Origin of the sequence: Streptococcus sp. HMSC072D03 (genome assembly GCF_001812855.1) — a bacterium.
In the GTDB taxonomy this organism is placed as follows: domain Bacteria; phylum Bacillota; class Bacilli; order Lactobacillales; family Streptococcaceae; genus Streptococcus; species Streptococcus salivarius_D.
Window position 1 is genome coordinate 1 of the sequence record NZ_KV810660.1, and the last position, 21,275, is coordinate 21,275.

Annotated in this window: 23 protein-coding genes; 19 read left to right on the forward strand and 4 right to left on the reverse strand. The window is 38.9% G+C overall.

Annotation, left to right across the window (positions count from 1 at the left end; all coding sequences use genetic code 11):
• Positions 1 to 122: 122 nt before the first annotated feature.
• Positions 123 to 1,055 (forward strand): manganese-dependent inorganic pyrophosphatase, encoded by a 933-nt coding sequence (locus HMPREF2877_RS05715; RefSeq protein ID WP_070579090.1) that lies wholly within the window; start codon positions 123 to 125, stop codon positions 1,053 to 1,055.
• 55 nt (positions 1,056 to 1,110) lie between these two features.
• Positions 1,111 to 1,770 (forward strand): DUF1803 domain-containing protein, encoded by a 660-nt coding sequence (locus HMPREF2877_RS05720; RefSeq protein WP_070579121.1) that lies wholly within the window; start codon positions 1,111 to 1,113, stop codon positions 1,768 to 1,770.
• A 29-nt stretch (positions 1,771 to 1,799) separates the two neighbouring features.
• Here HMPREF2877_RS05720 and HMPREF2877_RS05725 read toward each other — a convergent pair whose 3' ends face one another.
• Positions 1,800 to 2,333: a nucleoside tri-diphosphate phosphatase gene (locus HMPREF2877_RS05725; RefSeq protein WP_002886644.1), complete on the reverse strand. Its 534-nt coding sequence runs from the start codon at positions 2,331 to 2,333 to the stop codon at positions 1,800 to 1,802.
• Between the two features lie 70 nt (positions 2,334 to 2,403).
• Complete coding sequence (gene recX, locus HMPREF2877_RS05730; RefSeq protein ID WP_002886645.1) at positions 2,404 to 3,180, reverse strand: recombination regulator RecX; 777 nt, start codon at positions 3,178 to 3,180, stop codon at positions 2,404 to 2,406.
• 34 nt (positions 3,181 to 3,214) lie between these two features.
• Between recX and rlmD the strand changes: the two genes are divergently transcribed.
• Together rlmD and asnA are read left to right on the forward strand one after the other, a co-directional pair.
• A complete protein-coding gene (rlmD, locus tag HMPREF2877_RS05735; protein ID WP_002886646.1) occupies positions 3,215 to 4,570 on the forward strand; it encodes a 23S rRNA (uracil(1939)-C(5))-methyltransferase RlmD in 1,356 nt (451 codons plus the stop codon).
• 109 nt (positions 4,571 to 4,679) lie between these two features.
• Positions 4,680 to 5,672 (forward strand): aspartate--ammonia ligase, encoded by a 993-nt coding sequence (gene asnA / locus HMPREF2877_RS05740; RefSeq protein ID WP_013990097.1) that lies wholly within the window; start codon positions 4,680 to 4,682, stop codon positions 5,670 to 5,672.
• Between the two features lie 152 nt (positions 5,673 to 5,824).
• Here asnA and HMPREF2877_RS05745 read toward each other — a convergent pair whose 3' ends face one another.
• A complete protein-coding gene (locus tag HMPREF2877_RS05745) occupies positions 5,825 to 7,183 on the reverse strand; it encodes an aspartate kinase (RefSeq protein ID WP_045772151.1) in 1,359 nt (452 codons plus the stop codon).
• Between the two features lie 129 nt (positions 7,184 to 7,312).
• Here HMPREF2877_RS05745 and HMPREF2877_RS05750 point away from each other — a divergent pair, with 129 nt between their 5' ends.
• The 14 genes from HMPREF2877_RS05750 to HMPREF2877_RS05815 all read left to right on the forward strand — a co-directional run bounded on the left by HMPREF2877_RS05750 (position 7,313) and on the right by HMPREF2877_RS05815 (position 18,845).
• A complete protein-coding gene (locus tag HMPREF2877_RS05750) occupies positions 7,313 to 7,951 on the forward strand; it encodes an HAD family hydrolase (protein ID WP_070579093.1) in 639 nt (212 codons plus the stop codon).
• Between the two features lie 211 nt (positions 7,952 to 8,162).
• Positions 8,163 to 8,954: an enoyl-CoA hydratase gene (locus HMPREF2877_RS05755; RefSeq protein ID WP_037597443.1), complete on the forward strand. Its 792-nt coding sequence runs from the start codon at positions 8,163 to 8,165 to the stop codon at positions 8,952 to 8,954.
• A gap of 104 nt (positions 8,955 to 9,058) precedes the next feature.
• Positions 9,059 to 9,493 carry a fatty acid biosynthesis transcriptional regulator FabT gene (locus HMPREF2877_RS05760; RefSeq protein WP_002885562.1) on the forward strand — a complete coding sequence of 145 codons (435 nt, stop codon included), beginning with the start codon at positions 9,059 to 9,061 and terminating at the stop codon, positions 9,491 to 9,493.
• A complete protein-coding gene (locus tag HMPREF2877_RS05765) occupies positions 9,493 to 10,455 on the forward strand; it encodes a beta-ketoacyl-ACP synthase III (RefSeq protein WP_045769289.1) in 963 nt (320 codons plus the stop codon). Before HMPREF2877_RS05760 ends, HMPREF2877_RS05765 begins: the two co-directional genes overlap by 1 nt.
• Positions 10,456 to 10,517: 62 nt before the next feature.
• Positions 10,518 to 10,742 carry an acyl carrier protein gene (locus HMPREF2877_RS05770; protein ID WP_002885495.1) on the forward strand — a complete coding sequence of 75 codons (225 nt, stop codon included), beginning with the start codon at positions 10,518 to 10,520 and terminating at the stop codon, positions 10,740 to 10,742.
• Between the two features lie 105 nt (positions 10,743 to 10,847).
• Positions 10,848 to 11,813, forward strand: a complete 966-nt coding sequence (fabK, locus tag HMPREF2877_RS05775) for an enoyl-[acyl-carrier-protein] reductase FabK (RefSeq protein WP_002886654.1) — start codon at positions 10,848 to 10,850, stop codon at positions 11,811 to 11,813.
• A gap of 22 nt (positions 11,814 to 11,835) precedes the next feature.
• Positions 11,836 to 12,756 carry an ACP S-malonyltransferase gene (gene fabD / locus HMPREF2877_RS05780; RefSeq protein WP_045769288.1) on the forward strand — a complete coding sequence of 307 codons (921 nt, stop codon included), beginning with the start codon at positions 11,836 to 11,838 and terminating at the stop codon, positions 12,754 to 12,756.
• Positions 12,757 to 12,768: 12 nt separating this feature from the next.
• Positions 12,769 to 13,503, forward strand: coding sequence for a 3-oxoacyl-[acyl-carrier-protein] reductase (gene fabG, locus HMPREF2877_RS05785; RefSeq protein WP_070579097.1), 735 nt, complete (start codon positions 12,769 to 12,771; stop codon positions 13,501 to 13,503).
• A gap of 61 nt (positions 13,504 to 13,564) precedes the next feature.
• Positions 13,565 to 14,797, forward strand: coding sequence for a beta-ketoacyl-ACP synthase II (gene fabF / locus HMPREF2877_RS05790; protein WP_045769286.1), 1,233 nt, complete (start codon positions 13,565 to 13,567; stop codon positions 14,795 to 14,797).
• 3 nt (positions 14,798 to 14,800) lie between these two features.
• The gene (gene accB, locus HMPREF2877_RS05795; RefSeq protein WP_002885548.1) at positions 14,801 to 15,295 is read left to right on the forward strand and encodes an acetyl-CoA carboxylase biotin carboxyl carrier protein; all 495 of its coding nucleotides are present in this window, start codon (positions 14,801 to 14,803) and stop codon (positions 15,293 to 15,295) included.
• Positions 15,292 to 15,717 carry a 3-hydroxyacyl-ACP dehydratase FabZ gene (gene fabZ, locus HMPREF2877_RS05800; RefSeq protein ID WP_070579100.1) on the forward strand — a complete coding sequence of 142 codons (426 nt, stop codon included), beginning with the start codon at positions 15,292 to 15,294 and terminating at the stop codon, positions 15,715 to 15,717. Before accB ends, fabZ begins: the two co-directional genes overlap by 4 nt.
• A gap of 118 nt (positions 15,718 to 15,835) precedes the next feature.
• Positions 15,836 to 17,206 carry an acetyl-CoA carboxylase biotin carboxylase subunit gene (locus HMPREF2877_RS05805; protein ID WP_002885488.1) on the forward strand — a complete coding sequence of 457 codons (1,371 nt, stop codon included), beginning with the start codon at positions 15,836 to 15,838 and terminating at the stop codon, positions 17,204 to 17,206.
• 5 nt (positions 17,207 to 17,211) lie between these two features.
• Entirely contained in the window at positions 17,212 to 18,078 is an 867-nt protein-coding gene (gene accD / locus HMPREF2877_RS05810; protein ID WP_045769285.1) for an acetyl-CoA carboxylase, carboxyltransferase subunit beta, read from the forward strand.
• Positions 18,075 to 18,845, forward strand: a complete 771-nt coding sequence (locus HMPREF2877_RS05815) for an acetyl-CoA carboxylase carboxyl transferase subunit alpha (RefSeq protein ID WP_002886662.1) — start codon at positions 18,075 to 18,077, stop codon at positions 18,843 to 18,845. The genes accD and HMPREF2877_RS05815 overlap by 4 nt, the downstream gene beginning before the upstream one ends.
• Positions 18,846 to 18,873: 28 nt before the next feature.
• Here the strand turns inward: HMPREF2877_RS05815 and HMPREF2877_RS05820 are convergent, their stop codons facing one another.
• A complete protein-coding gene (locus HMPREF2877_RS05820; protein ID WP_002885585.1) occupies positions 18,874 to 19,356 on the reverse strand; it encodes an S-ribosylhomocysteine lyase in 483 nt (160 codons plus the stop codon).
• Positions 19,357 to 19,499: 143 nt separating this feature from the next.
• On the opposite strand from HMPREF2877_RS05820, the gene HMPREF2877_RS05825 reads away from it, so the two are divergent.
• A complete protein-coding gene (locus tag HMPREF2877_RS05825; RefSeq protein WP_070579103.1) occupies positions 19,500 to 21,107 on the forward strand; it encodes a ribonuclease Y in 1,608 nt (535 codons plus the stop codon).
• Positions 21,108 to 21,275 lie beyond the last annotated feature (168 nt).

Genomic DNA, 21,275 nt, shown 5'->3' on the forward strand with positions numbered 1-21,275 from the left:
GGTAACACGGGTTCGAATCCCGTACGGACTATATTTCGAGTAACTTAGGTTACTCTTTTTTATTTTGTTTCTTTTTTTTATATGTTATAATAGCTTATAATACTATTTTGAGAGGTGAATTTATGTCTAAAGTTTTTGTTTTTGGTCATCAAAATCCTGATTCTGATGCAATTGGTTCTTCTTTTGGATACGCTTATTTGAAACGTCAACTTGGTGTTGATGCTGAAGCTGTTGCTTTGGGTACTCCTAACGAGGAAACTGCTTTTGTTCTTGATTATTTTGGTGTTGAAGCACCACGAGTGGTTGAGTCTGCTCAATCAGAGGGAGTTAATCAAGTTATCCTTACAGACCATAATGAATTTCAACAATCTATTTCAGATATTAAGGACGTTGAAGTTATTGAGGTAGTCGACCATCACCGTGTTGCTAACTTTGAAACTGCTAATCCGTTAATGATGCGATTGGAACCTGTTGGATCTGCATCTTCAATTGTTTTTCGTATGTTTAAAGAAAACAATGTTGAAGTTCCTAAGGAAGTTGCTGGTTTGCTTTTGTCAGGTTTGATTTCAGATACTCTTCTTCTTAAATCTCCAACTACACATGCTTCAGATCCTGCAGTTGCAGCTGAACTTGCAGAAATTGCTGGTGTTAATCTTGAAGAATATGGTCTTGCTATGCTTAAAGCTGGTACTAATCTTTCTTCAAAATCTGCTGAAGAACTCATTGACATTGATGCAAAAACATTTGAATTGAATGGTAATCAAGTTCGTGTTGCACAAGTTAATACAGTTGATATTTCTGATGTTCTTTCTCGTCAAGCGGAAATTGAAGAAGCTATTAATAACTCAATTAAAAACAATGGTTACTCTGACTTTGTCTTAATGATTACTGATATTCTTAATTCTAATTCAGAAATTCTTGCACTTGGTTCAAATACTGATAAGGTTGAAGCTGCTTTCAATTTTGTTTTAGAAAATAATCATGCTTTCCTTGAAGGAGCTGTTTCTCGTAAGAAACAGGTAGTTCCTCAGTTGACTGAAAGCTTTAATGCGTAAAATTAGGCCATCAGGCCTTTTTTTTAGTCCTCTGATTAATGGTATAATACTTCTTATGATAATACAATTTAACCCAAACAAACTATGTAAGCAACCTTTTTTTATGGAAATAGTGAATTATCTATATCTTAATCAGCCTGTGACCCTGAGAGCAATAAAAAGGCAGTTTCCTTTTCAAAAGAATATCGATAAATTAATTGAGGAGTTTGTAAAAGAAGGCTATATCGAACGATTCGAGAAACGTTACCGTTTATTAATTAGTCTTGTGTCGGATTCTTCTAAAATTGACTTAGACCAGCATTTTTTTATTAATGATGATTCTACTTGTTATTTAGAACTATTAAATCGTAGATTTGTTACTGAGATAAGTAATTCTACTAATGAAGTTGTTATTATTGAACAAACGAGTATCACGAGAGACGATCTTACGATTTCAAATTATTTCTATAAATTAAGAGAAAATCTACCATTATCGGAAGAGCAGAATAGATTATATGATATATTAGGGGATGTTAATCCTGAATATTTTTTGAAACATGTTACGACTTTTCTTTTAAAATACGTAAGGAAGGAATATGCACTTCAAAAAAGGAAGAATATTTTTGTTGATGCTTTAGAATTATTAGGGTATCTTATTCAAGTTGAAGAAGGGCGTTATCTTTTGAATATGGATTTAGATTCCGAAGCATTAGTTTTTAGTGCAAAAAAAGACTAGTATTATTACTAGTCTTTTTTATGACAACTTTAACGATTCCTTAGTTCAAGATAACGTTTGTACCAGATGTTAACATAAGATTGTGAAAATGGCCCCTTACCATTGTTAATCCAATCTACCAAGATTTTAACATGTTCCTTTAAGATATAGTCAATATCAGGAGAGTAATGCATTTCTTTTTTATGTGTTTCATACTCATCTACATCTAGCAATTTTTTTTCACCATCAGCGAAGACTTTGACATCTAGGTCATAGTCAATATATTTTAGTGCTTCCTGGTCCAAAATATATGGACTAGCTAAATTGCAGTAGTAGGAAATGCCGTTATCCCTAATCATGGCTATAATATTAAACCAGTATTTTTTGTGGAAATAAACAATAGCAGGTTCACGTGTTACCCATCGTCTTCCGTCTGCTTCAGTAACGAGGGTGTGGTCGTTAACGCCAATAACAGCATTCTCAGTTGTCTTTAGTACCATAGTATCGCGCCAAGTACGGTGCAAACTACCATCATGCTTATAACTTTGAATTGTGATAAAGTCGCCTTCTTTTGGTAATTTCATGGCGTCCTCTTTCTACAATAAGGGTTATCCTCTTTATTGTATCATAATTTTGTGAAAAGAGGGGGAATACCTATAAATATTCTCTTAGAGCGGATGCTATCGCATCAAAGTCATAACCTTTTCGGGCTAAAGATTGTGTCAAGCGTTGTTTAAGCTCATAACCATCGTATTTTTTACTAAATTTTTGATATTGCTTATCAATTTCTTTATAAAGGAGGGCTTGTTCATTTTCTTCATCTGCTTCAAGTTCTAGATAATCGATTGCTAGTTTACTTTCTTGGAATGAAAAACCTTTATTGATAAGGCTTTGAGTTAATTTGTCTTTTAGGGCTTTAGATGGTAGTTTTCCCTGATATTTTCGTAACAGTTTTGAAGCTACTCTAATGGCTATTTCTGAGAAATCAAATTGGCTTAAAACATCGTCAATGATTTGTTTGTTACAACCTTTTTGAAGCCATTTTTGCTTCAGCACATAGGCCCCTTTATCACCTGAATTCAGATTTTGTTGAGCTAGACTCTCTAGGAGTTTGTAATCATCAATCCAATGATCTTTTTTTAGATTATCAATAATTTTGGGAATTATATGAGGGTTTATTTCATGTTTAAAAAGGTAATCTTTTACTTCTTTCTCACTACGTTGTTTAAATGAAATAAAATAGAGAGCTAAGTTTTTACCATGCGAGAACTGAGCAAAGGATTTAATATCCTCTAGTTGATCTTTGTCCAGTATCATTTCTTTAGTCAACATGTATTTAACGATGGTATCTTCTGTAACGTAGAGACTCTCTTTTTTGTCTATCTCAAGGAGATAAAGTCTCTTTTTCTTTTCGATTTTTGTGATTTTCATAGTTATTATTATATCAAAATGTTAGAATGGTAGTATGAATTTACAAGTGAAACAGCGTATCCCGCTTAAGATAAAACGCATGGGAATCAATGGCGAAGGCATTGGTTTTTATAAGAAAACTCTAGTTTTTGTACCAGGGGCTTTGAAGGGTGAAGAGGTGTTCTGTCAGATTGTTTCTGTTAAGAGAAACTTTGTTCAGGCGAAATTATTAAAGATCAATAAACCTTCTAAGTTTCGTGTCGAACCTGCATGTAGTATTTATGAAGATTGTGGTGGTTGCCAGTTAATGCATCTTCGTTATGATAAGCAATTAGAGTTTAAAACTGACTTGTTAGGACAAGCCTTGAAGAAGTTTAAACCGGCTAATTTTGAGTCATATGACATTCGTCCAACAATAGGGATGGAGCAACCACAACATTACCGAGCTAAACTACAATTTCAAACCCGTTCTTTTGGTGGCTCAGTTAAATCTGGCTTATTTGCGGAAGGGAGTCATCGCCTCATTAATATTGATGATTGCCTAGTTCAGGATGAGCTAACTCAAGCCATTATGAATAAGGTGACAAATTTGTTAGATAAATACAAGTTACCAATTTATAATGAGCGCAAAATTGCTGGAATTCGGACAGTTATGATACGACGTGCTTTGGGTTCAAATCAGGTTCAGTTGATTTTTGTAACCTCTAAATCAGTTTCTTTCACAAAATTAGTTAAGGAATTGACGGAAAATTTTCCAGAAATCGTAACAATTGCTGTCAATTATAATTATTCGAAATCCAGTGAGATTTATGGTCAAGAGACGGAAATTCTTTGGGGACAAGACACTATTCAAGAAGAGGTATTGGACTATAACTTCGCGCTCTCTCCTCGTGCATTTTACCAGTTGAATCCTCAACAAACAGAGGTACTCTATGGTCAGGCCGTTGAAGCTTTAGATGTGGATAAGGCTGAACATCTTATTGATGCTTACTGTGGGGTTGGTACTATTGGACTTGCTTTTGCAAATAAGGTAAAGAGTATTCGAGGTATGGATATTATTCCTGAGGCTATTGAGGATGCTAGGAAGAATGCCAAATCACTTGGACTGGAAAATGCTCACTATGAGGTGGGTAAAGCAGAAGATATCATTCCACGTTGGTACAAGGAAGGTTATCGAGCAGATGCTCTTATTGTGGATCCACCTAGAACTGGTTTAGATGATAAGCTACTTAAAACGATACTGGACTACACTCCTGAAAAAATGGTATATGTTTCATGTAATGTATCTACTTTGGCTAGAGACCTAGTTTCTTTGGCTAAAGTTTATGATGTTAATTATATCCAGTCAGTAGATATGTTTCCTCATACGGCTCGAACAGAAGCAGTTGTGAAGCTAACTAAGAAAATGTGATAAAACCTAACATAAAAAACAAGAAATTTTCAAAATTGTTGGAAAATTTCTTTATTTTTCTGAAAAATAGGAGTATAATAGGCTTATCGATTTTTTAAAGGAGGAGCGTATGAAAAAGAGCTTCATTCATCAACAAGAGGAAATTTCTTTTGTGAAGAATACTTTTACACAGTATTTGATTGATAAACTTGACGTCGTTGAAGTGCAAGGGCCTATTTTGAGTAAGGTCGGGGATGGTATGCAGGATAATTTGAGCGGTATTGAGAATCCTGTAACTGTTAATGTGCTTCAGATTCCTGACGCAACATACGAAGTTGTTCACTCATTAGCAAAATGGAAACGCCATACTTTGGCTCGTTTTGGTTTCAATGAAGGTGAAGGGCTCGTGGTTAATATGAAGGCTCTTCGTCCAGATGAAGATTCATTGGATGCAACGCACTCTGTTTACGTTGACCAATGGGACTGGGAAAAAGTTATTCCTGACGGACATCGTAATATCGCTTATTTGAAAGAAACTGTTGAAACCATTTATAAGGTTATTCGTTTGACTGAGCTAGCAGTTGAAGCACGTTACGATATTGAAGCAATTTTACCTAAGAAAATTACCTTCATCCATTCAGAAGAGCTTGTTGAGAAGTACCCTGATTTGACACCAAAAGAGCGTGAAGATGCTATTACCAAAGAATATGGTGCTGTATTCTTGATTGGTATCGGTGGTGTTCTTCCTGATGGAAAACCACATGATGGCCGTGCACCTGACTATGATGACTGGACAACTGAGTCTGAGAATGGTTACCATGGTTTGAATGGAGATATCTTGGTTTGGAACGAACAATTAGGACATGCTTTTGAATTGTCATCAATGGGTATTCGTGTTGATGAAGATGCCCTTAAACGTCAGGTTGAAATTACTGGCGACCAAGATCGTTTGAAATTGGATTGGCACCAAGCCTTGTTACATGGCCTTTTCCCACTAACAATTGGTGGAGGTATTGGTCAATCACGTATGGCTATGTTCTTGCTTCGTAAGAAACATATTGGTGAGGTTCAAACTTCAGTTTGGCCAGATGCCGTTCGTGAAACTTACGAAAACATCTTGTAAAAAAAAGCACTAACGAAAGTTAGTGTTTTTTGGTTTGCAATAGCTGTGCATAATTGATCAATGAATTGGCTATTGGAGTAGATATCATGAGAGCTAGCTCAGTTTTTCTCATAAAGAAAAAACCTATCCCTTTGAGGAGATAGGTTTTTAGATTAGTTGTCACTACGGAAAAAGGCATCGTAAAGAGCTCTGACGGCTGCTTTTTCTTGCTCAGTTTCAATTACGAACATAACAGAAACCTCACTAGAACCTTGAGAAATCATTTCTAGGTTAATATGTTTTTCAGAGAGCGCTTTAGCTGCTGTCGCTGTAACACCGATGTGGTCTTTCATATTTTCACCAACAATCATGAGGATTGAAAGGCCATGTTCAATTTCAACTTCATCAACACCGAGTTCACGAGTTAAGTATGAAAGGATTTCTTGTTCTTTGATTGGGGTAAGTTCACGTTCTCGAATAATGATTGAAAGATCATCGATTCCAGAAGGCATGTGTTCCCAACGGATGTTTAAATCTTCCAAGATTTGGAGGACTTTACGTCCGAAACCAACTTCACGGTTCATGAGGTATTTGGTCATGTTGATGCTGACGAATTTATCATCACTTGCGATACCCACGACAGGAACTGTTGCACCCTTATGTTCAAGAATAATACGTGTGCCAGGATGGTCTGGATTATTAGTATTTTTAATAACCAATGGAATTTTACCACGATAGGCAGGCAGTAGAGCCTCATCATGAAGAACTGAGAATCCAGCATAAGCCAACTCACGCATTTCTTTATAAGTTAACTCAGGAATAGAATGTGGTTCATGAACGACACCAGGATGGGCTGCGAAAATACCATCTACATCTGTGAAGTTTTCATATAAGTCTGCCTTAACTCCAGCTGCAACGATAGAACCTGTGATATCAGAGCCACCACGTGAGAAAGTACAAATTTGATTATCAGGGGTAACACCAAAGAAACCAGGGATAACAAGAACCTCATCTGATTCACGAAGCTCCTCCAACTTGTCATAAGCTCCTGGAAGGATACGAGCATTCCCAGGTTCGCTTGAGACAAAAATACCAGCTTGGCGAGGGTGAACGTAACGTGCTTCAATACCGTTATTACGGAAATATTCAGCGATTAATTTTGCGTTATTATCTTCCCCTGCAGCTAGGAAAGTATCATAAAGGAAATCATTGTCTTCAATCGGAAGAGTGGCAAGATCGTTGATAGATTTAGCAATCTTCGTCATTTCTGTTGATTTGAAGCCTAGCTCATCGACCATAGCTTGGTAGCGGTTAATAATCCATTCTTGGTCAGCTTTGACATCAACACCCTTTGTGTAGTGTTTATAGTATTTAATCAAGGCGTCTGTGACTTTGGTATCTTCATCGTTACGTTTACCTGGGGCAGAGACAACGACAAAGCGACGTTCAGGGTCAGATTTTACAATGTTTAAGACTTTTTCTAATTGTGTGGCTGAAGCAAGTGAGCTTCCACCGAATTTGATGACTTTCATAGTTACTCCAAAAATTTTAAATTACTCTACAATTATAGCAAAATTCTGACAATTTGTCACATTGTTTTTAAAAACGAGTAAGATTTAGTCTGATTATGGTACAATAAGGGAAGAAAAGGAGGATGTCCCGTGGTAGAGGCAATTATTTTTGATATGGATGGTGTCCTTTTTGACACTGAAAAATATTATTATGATCGACGTGCAAGTTTCTTAGCTCAAAAGGGAATTTCAATCGACCATTTACCCCCGTCTTTCTTTATAGGTGGAAATACCAAGCAAGTTTGGGAAAATATTCTCAGAGATGACTATGATAACTGGGATGTGCCAATTTTACAAGAAGAGTATAATGCTTATAAACAAGACAACCCCTTACCCTATAAAGAATTAATCTTTCCTGATGTTTTGAAAGTCCTGAATGAAGTGAAATCTCGAGGGTTGAAAATAGGTTTGGCTTCTAGCTCAGTGAAGGCAGATATCCTTAGAGCTTTGGAGGAAAACCGTTTGGATTGTTTCTTTGATGTGGTTCTCTCAGGAGAAGAATTTAAAGAGAGTAAACCCAATCCAGAGATTTATCTGACAGCATTGAAGCATTTGAATGTGGAAGCAAATCAGGCTTTGATTATCGAAGATAGCGAAAAGGGGATTGCTGCTGGAGTCGCTGCAGGTGTTGAGGTTTGGGCTATTAAAGATAATCGTTTTGGTATGGATCAAGGTGCAGCTAAAGGCTTGTTGGATAACCTTATAGATGTTTTAGATTTATTAAAATAGAAGTGACACCGAGTTGTAGAACTCGGTGTTTTGATGTATCAAATTAAAAAACTCTAAGTTTCTGTTGACCTTTAGATGGACTATGGTATACTAGAAAATAACGATGAATGATTTGATAATCAAATTATCTATTCATCAAATAAAATTGTGATAAAAATATAAAGAACATACGGTTTTCATATAGGAACTAGTTATCGGAGGAATGCAAAAAATGGCTTACGAAACAATTCTTTATAGTGTTGAAGATGGAGTAGCAACTTTAACACTTAATCGTCCAGAAGTGCAAAATGGGTTTAATATTCCAGTTTGTGATGAGATTATGGCTACAATTGAGGAAGCTAAACAAGATGCGTCAGTAAAATTCTTGGTAATCAATGCTAATGGGAAAGTCTTTTCTGTTGGTGGTGACCTTGATCAAATGCAAAAAGCGGTTGCTGTAGATGATGTACAGTCTTTGGTTCGTATTGCTGAGCAGGTAAATGAAATTTCTTTTGCTCTTAAAAAATTGCCTAAGCCAGTCATCATGGTAGTTGATGGCCCATGTGCAGGTGCTGCGGCTAACTTAGCTGTTGCTGCTGACTTTACGATTGCATCTGATAAAGCTAAATTCATCCAAGCTTTTGTAGGTGTTGGTTTGGCACCTGACGCTGGAGGTCTCTACCTTTTGACACGTTCAATCGGTATTAACCGTGCGACTCAAATTACCATGACAGGAGAGCCAGTATCAGCTGAAAAAGCTTTGGACTGGGGAATTGCCTACAAAGTTGTTGAGTCAGAAAAACTTGAAAAAACTGTGAGTCAATTGATTAAAAAATTGAACCGCTCTTCAGTGAATTCCTTTAAAGCCATTAAAGAAATGGTTTGGGAATCTGAATTCGCAGGATGGGAAAATTACGCTAAGTTGGAACTTGATTTGCAAAAATCTCTTGCCTTCACTGAGGACTTCAAAGAAGGGGTACGTGCTTATAGTGAGCGTCGTCGACCTAAATTCCAAGGAAAATAACCACATTTTCTAAAAGAAAAACTAAAGTTTTTTAATCGGGCTTGCGAATTTAGTTTGAGTCTGATATAATTTGAAAGTCAAAGTTTTATTGAAAGGAGTCTGGTGTGAATTACGACAAAATTGATGGCTATCTTGTTGATATTTTTAATAACGTAGTTATTATCGAAGAAGCAAGTTTAAAGAATTCAAAATTTAACGATGTTTCCCTCAAGGAAATGCATACCATTGATGTGATCGGTACACATCCAGATACGACACCAAGTGCAGTAGCTAAAGAACTCATGTTAACTCTTGGTACTGTAACAACTTCTCTCAATAAACTTGAAAAGAAAGGTTATATTGTCCGTACGCGTTCATCAGTTGACCGTCGTGTGGTCCATCTATCGCTTTCTAAAAAGGGTCGTTTGGTATATCGTCTTCACCGTCGTTTTCATAAATCAATGGTGATGAGGATTACGGAAGGCTTTAACGACGAGGAATTGAAGGTTATGAGCAAGGGATTGGAAAATCTCCACGCCTTTCTTGAGGAGTTGAAATAATGGCATTTGCAAAAATTAGTCAGGTTGCCCATTATGCACCTGCTCAGGTCGTGACTAATGATGACCTATCAAAAATCATGGATACTAGCGACGAGTGGATTCGCTCACGCACAGGTATTCAGGAACGTCGCATCTCATTGAATGAGAACACGAGTGATTTAGCTACCAATGTTGCCCATCAGCTATTAGAAAAATCAGGATTATCGCCTGAGGAGCTAGACTTTGTTTTAGTTGCAACGATTTCTCCGGATAGCTCTATGCCGTCAGTAGCGGCTCGAGTTCAAGGAGTAATTGGTGCAGTCAATGCTTTTGCTTTTGATATTACTGCAGCATGTAGTGGTTTCGTCTTTGCTCTGGCAACAGCAGAAAAATTGATTAAGTCAGGTGTCTACAAAAAAGGTTTAGTTATTGGTGCTGAAGTCCTTTCTAAAACTTTAGACTGGTCTGACCGTACAACAGCTGTCCTCTTTGGAGATGGTGCTGGCGGAGTCCTTTTGGAAGAAACTGAAGAAGAACATTTCTTCGGAGAATCTTTAAATACCGATGGTAGCAAGGGTGGTCTTGAGTCAGGAGCCTCTGCAGTTATCTCGCCTTATTCAGATGAGTCTGATCAGCCTAATCCCTATATGCAAATGGATGGGAAAGCAATCTTTGATTTTGCCGTTAAGACAGTTTCAAAGAGCATTAAGGCTTTGGTTGAAGAAAAAGGTGAACCTGATTACTTCCTTCTTCATCAAGCTAATATTCGTATTTTGGATATTATGGCTAAGAAAATCAATGTTAGTCGTGATAAATTCTTGGCAAACATGATGTCTTACGGTAATACCAGTGCGGCAAGTATCCCGATTTTGCTTTCTGAATACGTGGCAAATGGGACCTTAAAATTAGACAGCGGTCAAACAATTCTTTTATCAGGTTTTGGTGGGGGTTTGACATGGGGCAGTCTTATTGTTAAAATCTAGTTATATAAATTATGCACCAGCATAGATTATAAGAATATATTTATCTTAAAGGAGAAATTAAAATGGCAGTATTTGAAAAAGTACAAGAAATCATCGTTGAAGAACTTGGGAAAGATGCAGAAGAAGTAAAAGTAGAAACTACTTTTGACGAACTTGACGCTGACTCACTTGACGTGTTCCAAGTTATCTCAGAAATCGAAGATGAATTCGATATCCAAATCGAAACTGAAGAAGGTCTTAACACTGTTGGTGACCTTGTTGCTTACGTAGAAGAAAAAACTAAATAAGCAGGACATAGAGAATATTCTTATTGGGGATATTCTCCTTTGTTTATACAATTACTTTGATTATTAAACTATTTATTTGATTAGAAAATCGAAAAAAGGTGAAAAATGAAATCTCGTATTACAGAACTGTTAGGAATTAAATATCCAATCTTCCAAGGTGGTATGGCCTGGGTTGCTGATGGCGACTTGGCTGGAGCCGTTTCAAATGCTGGTGGACTCGGAATTATTGGTGGTGGTAATGCCCCTAAAGAAGTGGTAAAAGCTAATATTGATAGAGTAAAACAAATCACTGACAAACCATTCGGTGTTAATATCATGCTTTTGTCACCATTTGCAGATGACATCGTCGACCTCGTTATCGAAGAAGGCGTTAAGGTTGTTACAACAGGTGCCGGAAATCCAGGTAAATATATGGAGCGTTTCCACGAAGCTGGAATTACAGTAATCCCAGTTATTCCATCGGTAGCACTCGCTAAACGTATGGAAAAACTTGGAGCGGATGCTGTTGTCGCAGAAGGTATGGAAGCTGGTGGTCACATCGGTAAATTGACAACTATGGCTCTTGTTCGCCAGGTTGCGGATGCGGTATCTATCCCAGTTATTGGTGCTGGTGGTGTTGCTGATGGACGTGGTATGGCTGCTGTTCTTATGCTTGGAGCAGAAGCTGTTCAGGTTGGTACGCGTTTCGCTGTTGCTAAGGAATCTAATGCACACCAAAACTTCAAAGATAAGATTTTGAAGGCTAAAGATATTGATACTGTTATTTCAGCCTCAGTTGTTGGACACCCTGTTCGTGCGATTAAGAATAAATTGGCTACAGAATATAACCAAGCTGAAAAAGATTTCTTGGCTGGTAAGAAGACTCAAGAGGAAATTGAAGAGCTTGGTGCGGGTGCCCTTCGTAACGCTGTTGTTGATGGAGATGTGGAGTATGGTTCAGTTATGGCTGGACAAATTGCAGGTCTTGTTCGTAAAGAAGAAACATGTGCAGAAATCTTGGAAGACCTTTACACAGGTGCTGCCAAGGTGATTAAAGAAGAAGCTGCTCGTTGGGCAGATGTAAACGTCTAAAAACGTCGAAAGGATTAGGATAGTGACAAAACGTGCGTTCTTATTTGCTGGTCAAGGGGCTCAGAAATTGGGCATGGCGAGCGATTTGTATGCGACTTATCCCGTTGTCAAAGAGACATTTGATACGGCTAGTCGTATTCTAGGTTATGATTTGCGTGAATTGATTGATTCTAACGAAGAAAAACTTAATCAGACACGCTATACTCAACCAGCTATTTTGACAACGTCAGTAGCCATTTATCGCCTTTTGGCAGAAAATGGTATCACTCCTGATATTGTTGCCGGCCTCTCTTTGGGTGAATATTCTGCCCTAGTTGCGGCTGGAGCACTCTCATTTGAGGATGCGGTAGCCTTGGTTGCTAAACGTGGAGAATTCATGGAAACAGCGGCTCCTGCTGGAAGTGGGAAAATGGTTGCAGTCATGAATACAGATCCAAGTTTGATTGAAGAAATCTGTCAAAAAGCATCTGAAAAGGGTGTAGTAACGCCTGCTAACTATAATACTCCAGCACAAATTGTTATTGGTGGTGAAGTTGAGGCTGTTGATTATGCTGTGGAATTGCTAAAAGAAGCTGGTGCTAAACGTCTGATTCCTCTTAATGTTTCAGGTCCATTCCATACAGCTTTACTTGAATCAGCTAGTCAAAAATTGGCAGCAGAACTTGAGAAAGTGTCATTCACTGACTTTAAGCTTCCTTTGGTAGGTAATACTGAAGCTCAAATCATGAAGTCAGAAGATGTTAAGGCACTTTTGGCTCGTCAGGTGATGGAACCTGTACGTTTTTACGATTCAATCGCGACTATTCAAGAATTTGGTGTAGATGAAGTGATTGAGATTGGTCCAGGTAAGGTCTTGTCAGGTTTCTTGAAGAAGATTGACAAAACTCTTCCGACTCATAATGTTGAAGATCAAGCTAGTCTTGATGCCCTTCTTAATGCTTAAAACGAGGTAAACATGGAACTTAAGAATAAAAATGTTTTTGTAACAGGTTCAACACGTGGAATTGGATTAGCTGTGGCACATAAGTTTGCTAGTCTTGGTGCCAACGTTGTCCTAAATGGACGTTCTGAAATTTCTGAGGACTTGCTTGCACAGTTTGCAGACTATGGTGTAACTGTTGTTGGTATTTCTGGTGACATTTCTAATGGCGAGGATGCTAAACGTATGGTGGCAGAAGCCATTGACAAACTTGGTAGTGTTGATGTGCTAGTTAATAATGCTGGTATCACTAACGATAAGTTGATGTTGAAGATGACTGAAGAAGATTTTGAACGTGTCTTGAAAATCAACTTGACTGGTGCCTTCAATATGACACAAGCTGTCTTAAAACCAATGTCTAAAGCTCGTCAAGGAGCCATCATCAATATGTCATCTGTTGTAGGACTCATGGGAAATATTGGACAAGCTAACTATGCTGCCTCAAAAGCTGGGTTGATTGGTTTTACAAAATCAGTTGCTCGTGAAGTTGCGGCTCGTGGTGTTCGTGTCAATGCTATTGCCCCTGGTTTCATTGAATCAGATATGACTGATGCAATTCCAGAGAAGATGAAAGATGCCATGATTGCTCAAGTGCCAATGAAACGTATTGGTCAAGCAGATGAAGTTGCTGAAGTTGCGGCTTTCTTGGCTAGTCAAGAGTACCTTACAGGTCAAACCATCGCTATTGATGGTGGTATGACAATGCAATAATTGCTTGTCAATTATCAAAAATCATTTATTAAAATATCCATCCGACAAAAGGAGAATATATATGTCTACAAATCGTGTTGTTGTTACAGGTTACGGTGTAACCTCACCAATCGGTAATACACCAGAAGAATTTTGGAATAGTCTTCATGACGGTAAGATTGGTATTAAGCCAATTACTAAGTTTGATGCTTCTGAAATCCCAGTCTTTAATGCTGGTGAAATCCAAGATTTCCCATTCGATAAGTATTTTGTGAAAAAAGATACTAACCGTATGGACACTTACTCACTTTATGCGATTTATGCTGCTATGGAAGCTCTTGAAAATTCAGGACTTAACATGGAAGAAGTAGATCGTGATCGTGTTGGTGTTATCGTGTCATCTGGTATCGGTGGTCTCCAAGAACTTGAAGATCAAATCATTCGTATGCACGAACGTGGTATGAAACGTATCAAACCAATGTTTATCCCTAAAGCACTCTCAAACATGGGTGCTGGTAACATTGCTCTTAAAATTGGTGCTCAAGGGGTATGTAAATCAGTGACGACTGCTTGTGCCTCTGCCAATGATGCAATCGGTGAGGCCTTCCGTGAAATTAAATTCGGTTTGCATGATGTTGTCTTGGCTGGTGGTGCTGAAGCTTCAATCACTAAGATTGGTATCGGTGGTTTCAATGCTCTTACAGCACTTTCAACAACAGAGGATCCAGAACGTTCATCAATTCCATTTGATAAAGACCGTAATGGTTTTGTCATGGGTGAAGGTGCAGGGGTTCTCGTTATCGAAAGCTTGGAACATGCTCAAAAACGTGGTGCTAACATCTTGGCTGAGATTGTTGGTTACGGATCAAACTGTGATGCCTACCACATGACAACACCAACTCCAGACGGTTCTGGTGCTGCTAAAGCAATTAAATTGGCTATCAATGAAGCTGGTATCAAACCTGAAGATGTTGATTATGTTAATGCTCATGGGACATCAACACCTGCCAATGAAAAAGGTGAAAGTGGTGCCATTGTTTCTGTACTTGGTAAAGATGTTCCAGTTTCATCTACTAAATCATTTACAGGTCACTTGCTAGGTGCTGCTGGTGCGGTTGAGGCTATTGCAACAATCGAAGCTATTCGTCATAGCTATGTACCGAAAACTGCTGGTACAAAAGAATTGTCTGACTACATAGAAGCTAATGTTGTTTATGGTGAAGGTCAAGAAGCTGATATTGAGTACGCAATTTCAAATACTTTCGGTTTTGGTGGACACAATGCTGTCCTTGCCTTTAAACGTTGGGAGGCTTAATTCATGAATATTTCTGAAATCAAAGATTTGTTGGCTCAATTTGATGCATCAACTTTGCGTGAATTTTCATACAAAAACAATGGTGAAGAATTGAACTTGAGCAAAAATCAAACAAGTTCAGTAACAGCTGCCCCAGTAGCTCCTACAGTTGAAGTAGTTGCGCCAGCTCCTCAGGCTCCGGTTGCTCCAGTAGCAGCACCTGCTGCTGTTGAAACTCCAGCAACACCAGTTGAAGAAGCCTCTGCACCAGCTCAGGCTGCTGAAGGAGAAGTGGTTGAAAGTCCACTTGTCGGTGTGGCTTACTTGTCTCCATCACCTGAAAAACCAGCCTTTGTTTCTGTTGGTGACACTGTTAAGAAAGGTCAAACTCTTCTTATCGTTGAAGCGATGAAGGTTATGAATGAGGTACCAGCACCTAAAGATGGTGTTATTACTGAAATCTTGGTAGCGAATGAAGAAGTTGTTGACTACGGAAAAGGATTGGTACGCATCAAATGACAATTGATATTAACGCTATTCGTGAAGCTTTACCACACAGTTATCCAATGCTTTTGGTTGACCGTGTGCTAGAAGTTTCAGAAGACGAAATCACAGCTATTAAAAATGTAACGATCAATGAACCTTTCTTTAATGGACATTTTCCTCAATACCCAGTTATGCCTGGCGTTCTTATCATGGAAGCTCTTGCGCAAACAGCTGGTGTTCTTGAATTGTCTAAACCTGAAAACAAAGGCAAATTAGTCTTTTACGCAGGTATGGATAAGGTTAAATTTAAAAAACAAGTGGTTCCAGGTGACCAACTTGTTATGACAGCTAAGTTTGTTAAACGTCGTGGAACAATTGCTGTTGTTGAAGCTAAGGCTGAAGTCGATGGGAAACTTGCTGCATCAGGTACTTTGACTTTTGCTATTGGAAGCTAATGTTTTGTGAAAATCCTTCTGGCGACAGTCGGAAAGGATTTTTCTTTAGACATTGGTCTATCACATAGAAAGGAAATCAACACAGACTATCGAAAAATGTCTGATGTTATCTTGTTTTATGTTTAAAAAATTATTGATTGCCAATCGTGGTGAAATTGCAGTGCGTATTATCCGTGCAGCGCGTGAATTGGGGATCCAAACGGTTGCTATTTATTCTGAAGCGGATAAGGATTCTCTCCATACTATGCTCGCTGATGAAGCTATTTGTATCGGGCCTGCAAAATCAACGGATTCTTATTTGAATATGAATCGTGTCCTATCAGCTGCTATTGTGACTGAGGCTCAAGCTATTCACCCAGGGTTTGGTTTCTTGAGTGAAAACTCTAAATTTGCCACTCTCTGTGAAGAAATGAACATCAAGTTTATTGGTCCTTCAGGCGAAGTCATGGACAAGATGGGTGACAAAATCAATGCCCGTGCTGAAATGATTAAGGCTAATGTCCCTGTAATTCCTGGTTCAGATGGTGAAGTCTTTACAGCTGAGGAGGCTTTGGAAGTTGCCAACCGTCTTGGTTACCCAGTGATGCTTAAGGCTTCTGCTGGTGGTGGCGGTAAGGGGATTCGTAAGGTTAACACTGAAGAAGAGTTAGCTCCCGCTTTCGAATCTGCGTCACAAGAAGCTAAAGCAGCCTTTGGTAATGGGGCGATGTATATTGAAAAAGTTATTTACCCAGCTCGTCATATCGAGGTTCAAATTTTGGGAGATAGCTACGGTAACATTGTTCACCTAGGTGAGCGTGATTGCTCTCTTCAACGTAATAACCAAAAGGTCTTGGAAGAATCACCTTCAGTTGCTATTGGTAAGACTCTTCGTCACGAAATTGGTTCAGCGGCCGTACGTGCTGCTAAGGCTGTTAATTATGAAAATGCGGGTACTATTGAGTTTCTTCTTGATGAAAAAACAGGTCAGTTCTATTTCATGGAAATGAATACCCGTGTTCAGGTTGAGCACCCAGTTACAGAATTTGTAAGTGGTGTGGATATTGTTAAAGAACAAATCCGTATTGCCGCAGGTGAAAAACTCTCTGTGACCCAAGATGATATTGAAATCAAGGGACATGCTATTGAGTGTCGTATCAATGCAGAAAATCCTAAGTTCAACTTTGCACCTAGTCCAGGGAAAATTAGCAACCTCTACCTACCTAGTGGTGGCGTTGGTCTCCGTGTAGACAGTGCAGTTTATCCTGGCTATACTATTCCACCTTACTATGATTCAATGATTGCCAAAATCATTGTTCATGGAGAGAATCGATTTGAGGCACTCATGAAGATGCAACGTGCTCTTTATGAGCTAGAAATCGATGGTGTTGTGACTAATGCTGACTTCCAGTTGGATTTGATTTCAGATCGTAGCGTTATCGCTGGGGATTATGATACTTCCTTCTTGATGGAGACTTTCCTACCAGATTATCAGAATCGTGAGGAATAAAGTTTATGGGATTATTTGATCGAAAAGAAAAGTATATCCGTATCAATCCTAACCGTTCTGTACGTAATGGGATTGATCACCAAGTGCCAGAAGTTCCAGATGAACTTTTTGCCAAATGTCCTGGTTGTAAACAAGCTATTTATCAAAAGGACTTGGGACAAGCTAAAATTTGTCCAAATTGTTCTTATACCTTCCGTATTTCAGCTAAAGAACGTCTCGATTTAACGGTTGATGAGGGGTCATTCCAAGAACTTTTTACTGGTATTAAAACTGAAAATCCATTGAATTTCCCAGGTTATATGGAGAAATTAGCAGCGACTAAGGAAAAAACGGGTCTTGATGAAGCTGTTGTAACTGGTGTTGCAAGTATCAAGGGGCAAAAAACAGCCTTGGCCATTATGGATTCTAACTTTATCATGGCTTCAATGGGAACTGTTGTTGGTGAGAAAATCACCAAACTCTTTGAACATGCGATTGAGGAAAAACTTCCAGTTGTTATTTTTACAGCATCTGGTGGTGCCCGTATGCAAGAAGGAATCATGAGTTTGATGCAGATGGCCAAGATTTCAGCCGCTGTAAAACGTCATTCGAATGCTGGCTTGTTGTATTTGACTGTATTGACAGATCCAACAACTGGTGGAGTTACAGCAAGTTTCGCCATGGAAGGCGATATCATCTTAGCTGAGCCACAAACCTTGATTGGTTTCGCAGGTCGTCGTGTTATTGAAAACACAGTTCGCGAAACTTTGCCAGATGATTTCCAAAAGGCTGAGTTCCTTCAAGAACATGGTTTTGTTGATGCCATTGTTAAACGTACAGAGTTGGCTGATACCATTGCCACACTCTTATCATTCCATGGAGGTGTTCAATGAGCGACGTAGCACGTATTTTAAAAGAAGCGCGTGACCAAGGCCGTTTAACTGCTTTGGACTTTGCCCAAGGAATCTTCGATGACTTTATCGAACTTCATGGCGACCGTAATTTCCGTGACGATGGTGCCATTATTGGTGGTATTGGTCGTTTAAATGGCCAAGCGGTTACTGTAGTGGGTATCCAAAAAGGTAGAAACCTACAAGATAACCTTAACCGTAACTTTGGGCAACCTCATCCAGAGGGCTATCGTAAGGCTCTTCGCCTCATGAAACAGGCTGAAAAGTTTGGACGTCCAGTTGTTACCTTTATCAATACTGCAGGTGCTTATCCTGGTGTTGGAGCAGAGGAACGTGGACAAGGTGAGGCAATTGCGCGTAACCTTATGGAAATGAGTGATCTTAAGGTGCCAATTATTGCCATCATCATTGGTGAAGGTGGTTCGGGAGGAGCTCTTGCCTTGGCGGTAGCCGATAAGGTTTGGATGCTTGAAAATACCATCTACTCTATCTTGAGTCCGGAAGGGTTTGCGACTATTCTCTGGAAAGATGGCTCACGTTCAGAAGAGGCAGCAGAGTTGATGAAGATTACATCAGGCGAGTTGCTTAATATGGGAATCGTTGATAAGGTGATTCCAGAACGTGGTTACTTTACAAGTGAAATTATTGAAGCAATTAAGACAGCAATTGTAGATGAGTTGGCAGAATTAAGCCAATTATCAACAGAGGACTTGCTTGAAGCGCGTTATCAACGTTTTAGAAAATACTAAAAAACATTGGGATATATCCCAATGTTTTTTAAACGGTATGACGTTCGAAGGCTTGGTCTGAGATACCTTGTTCGAGGATAAGTTTAGCCCATTCCTTAGCTGAATGAAGACTGTGATCCTTGTAGTTACCACAAGATTCAATGGTAGTTCCTGGAACATCTTCCCATGTAATCTCGTTAGCAATAGCTTCAAGACTAGATTTGATAACTTTAGCAATTTCTGTAGGATCTTGTTTACCCCACATAATCATATGGAAGCCTGTACGGCAACCAAATGGTGAGCAATCAATAAGTCCATCGATACGTTGACGGATCAGTTTAGCGAGTAGGTGTTCGATAGTGTGAAGACCACCTGTGTCAATACTATTTTCATTAGGTTGAATCAAACGGATATCAAAGTTTGTAATGATATCTCCTTTAGGTCCAACTTCCTCAGAAATAAGACGCACATAAGGTGCTTTTACAATGGTGTGATCAAGTTCAAAACTTTCAACAGTAACGTCTTTTGGCATGGTAATACCTCCCTATTCTAATAGAGTTATGATACCATAAAATCAGTTTAAAGTTCTAGTATATATTTGAGAAATCGCTATAAATATGATACACTAGAAGACGGTTTTCTTTAGGGAAACCTTAGAAAAGTTGAGGTAAAGACATGATAAACATGATAATTTTAGTTGTCTTTGCACTCATTGGTTTAGTCGTTGGATATTTAGCAATTTCTATTAAACTTAGCAAAGCTAAGGAACAAGCAGAAACTACCTTGCTAAAGGCAGAACAAGACGCTGTGAACCTTCGCAGTCAGGCGGAACATGATGCAGATCATCTGCGTGTGACTGCTGAACGCGAAAGTAAGGCTCAACGTAAAGAGTTCTTGTTAGAAGCAAAAGAGGAAGCTAGAAAATATCGAGAAGATATTGAAAAAGAATTCAAATCTGAACGTCAAGAGCTTAAACAGATGGAAAATCGTTTAACAGAACGTGCCACTAGCCTTGATCGTAAGGATGAAAATCTATCAAGTAAAGAACTTGCCCTCGAGAAGAAAGAGCAGAGTCTTGCTGACAAATCTAAACATCTTAATGAGCGTGAAGAGAATGTGACTCAGTTGGAGGCTGAGAAGCAGGCTGAACTTGAACGTGTTGGTCAAATGACCATTGCAGAAGCGCGTGAGGTAATCTTAACGGAGACTGAGAATAATCTGACTCATGAGATTGCAACACGTATCAAAGATGCAGAAGCACAGGTTAAAGATACTGTTGATAAGACGGCCAAAAATGTGTTGGCGCAAGCTATGCAACGCTTGGCTGGAGATTATGTTACTGAACAAACAGTAACTACTGTTCACCTTCCAGATGACAATATGAAAGGTCGTATCATTGGACGTGAGGGGCGTAACATCCGTACGCTTGAAAGTCTAACAGGTATTGACGTTATTATTGACGACACTCCAGAAGTGGTTGTCCTTTCTGGTTTTGATCCAGTTCGTCGTGAAATTGCACGTATGACTCTCGAAGCCTTGATTAAGGATGGACGCATCCATCCAGCTCGTATTGAAGAGTTGGTTGAGAAGAGCCGTCAGGAAATGGATAACCGTATCCGTGAATATGGTGAAGAGGCAGCCTACGAAATTGGTGCTATGAATCTTCATCCTGATTTGATCAAGATTATGGGACGCTTGCAGTTCCGTACGTCGTATGGTCAAAACGTACTTCGTCACTCAGTTGAAGTTGGTAAACTAGCAGGTATCATGGCTGGTGAATTGGGTGAAAATGTTGCCCTCGCTCGTCGTGCTGGTTTCCTTCACGATATGGGGAAAGCCATTGACAAAGAAGTCGAAGGTAGCCACGTAGAGATTGGTGCTGAGTTTGCACGTAAGTACAAAGAACATCCAGTTGTGGTTAACGCTATTGCCAGCCACCATGGCGATGTAGAACCTGAGAGCGTCATTGCAGTTATTGTAGCTGCAGCAGATGCTTTGAGTTCGGCTCGTCCAGGGGCTCGTAATGAATCTGTTGAGAATTACGTCAAACGCCTCCGAGATTTGGAAGAAATTGCATCAAGCTTTGACGGTGTTCAAACAAGCTTCGCCCTTCAAGCTGGTCGTGAGATTCGTATTATGGTTCATCCAAACAAAATCTCAGATGATGAAGTTACGATCTTGTCTCACAAGGTACGTGAACAAATTGAGAAGAATTTGGATTACCCAGGAAATATTAAGGTTACAGTCATTCGTGAATTCCGTGCGGTTGACTATGCAAAATAAGATAAGAGAGCCGCAAGGCTTTTTTATTTTGCACTTATACTGAAAGGTTGTATTCTTTTTGAAAATGTAAGAACTTTCTTATCAAATTGCGTCATTTTGGCAGATTAGTGTTTTATAATGAAATATTTTGATTTTTTTTGACTGTTTTTAGTTGACAGTTATTAAAAA

Coding starts and splice junctions, on each gene's coding strand:
- HMPREF2877_RS05765 (WP_045769289.1), top strand. CDS start 9,493: ATGGCATTTGCAAAAATTAGTCAGGTTGCCCATTATGCACCTGCTCAG.
- HMPREF2877_RS05805 (WP_002885488.1), top strand. CDS start 15,836: ATGTTTAAAAAATTATTGATTGCCAATCGTGGTGAAATTGCAGTGCGT.
- recX (WP_002886645.1), bottom strand. CDS start 3,180: ATGAAAATCACAAAAATCGAAAAGAAAAAGAGACTTTATCTCCTTGAG.
- accD (WP_045769285.1), top strand. CDS start 17,212: ATGGGATTATTTGATCGAAAAGAAAAGTATATCCGTATCAATCCTAAC.
- accB (WP_002885548.1), top strand. CDS start 14,801: ATGAATATTTCTGAAATCAAAGATTTGTTGGCTCAATTTGATGCATCA.
- HMPREF2877_RS05825 (WP_070579103.1), top strand. CDS start 19,500: ATGATAAACATGATAATTTTAGTTGTCTTTGCACTCATTGGTTTAGTC.
- rlmD (WP_002886646.1), top strand. CDS start 3,215: ATGAATTTACAAGTGAAACAGCGTATCCCGCTTAAGATAAAACGCATG.
- HMPREF2877_RS05725 (WP_002886644.1), bottom strand. CDS start 2,333: ATGAAATTACCAAAAGAAGGCGACTTTATCACAATTCAAAGTTATAAG.
- HMPREF2877_RS05815 (WP_002886662.1), top strand. CDS start 18,075: ATGAGCGACGTAGCACGTATTTTAAAAGAAGCGCGTGACCAAGGCCGT.
- fabK (WP_002886654.1), top strand. CDS start 10,848: ATGAAATCTCGTATTACAGAACTGTTAGGAATTAAATATCCAATCTTC.
- HMPREF2877_RS05715 (WP_070579090.1), top strand. CDS start 123: ATGTCTAAAGTTTTTGTTTTTGGTCATCAAAATCCTGATTCTGATGCA.
- fabG (WP_070579097.1), top strand. CDS start 12,769: ATGGAACTTAAGAATAAAAATGTTTTTGTAACAGGTTCAACACGTGGA.
- HMPREF2877_RS05755 (WP_037597443.1), top strand. CDS start 8,163: ATGGCTTACGAAACAATTCTTTATAGTGTTGAAGATGGAGTAGCAACT.
- HMPREF2877_RS05720 (WP_070579121.1), top strand. CDS start 1,111: ATGATAATACAATTTAACCCAAACAAACTATGTAAGCAACCTTTTTTT.
- fabZ (WP_070579100.1), top strand. CDS start 15,292: ATGACAATTGATATTAACGCTATTCGTGAAGCTTTACCACACAGTTAT.
- HMPREF2877_RS05770 (WP_002885495.1), top strand. CDS start 10,518: ATGGCAGTATTTGAAAAAGTACAAGAAATCATCGTTGAAGAACTTGGG.
- fabF (WP_045769286.1), top strand. CDS start 13,565: ATGTCTACAAATCGTGTTGTTGTTACAGGTTACGGTGTAACCTCACCA.
- asnA (WP_013990097.1), top strand. CDS start 4,680: ATGAAAAAGAGCTTCATTCATCAACAAGAGGAAATTTCTTTTGTGAAG.
- HMPREF2877_RS05820 (WP_002885585.1), bottom strand. CDS start 19,356: ATGCCAAAAGACGTTACTGTTGAAAGTTTTGAACTTGATCACACCATT.
- HMPREF2877_RS05745 (WP_045772151.1), bottom strand. CDS start 7,183: ATGAAAGTCATCAAATTCGGTGGAAGCTCACTTGCTTCAGCCACACAA.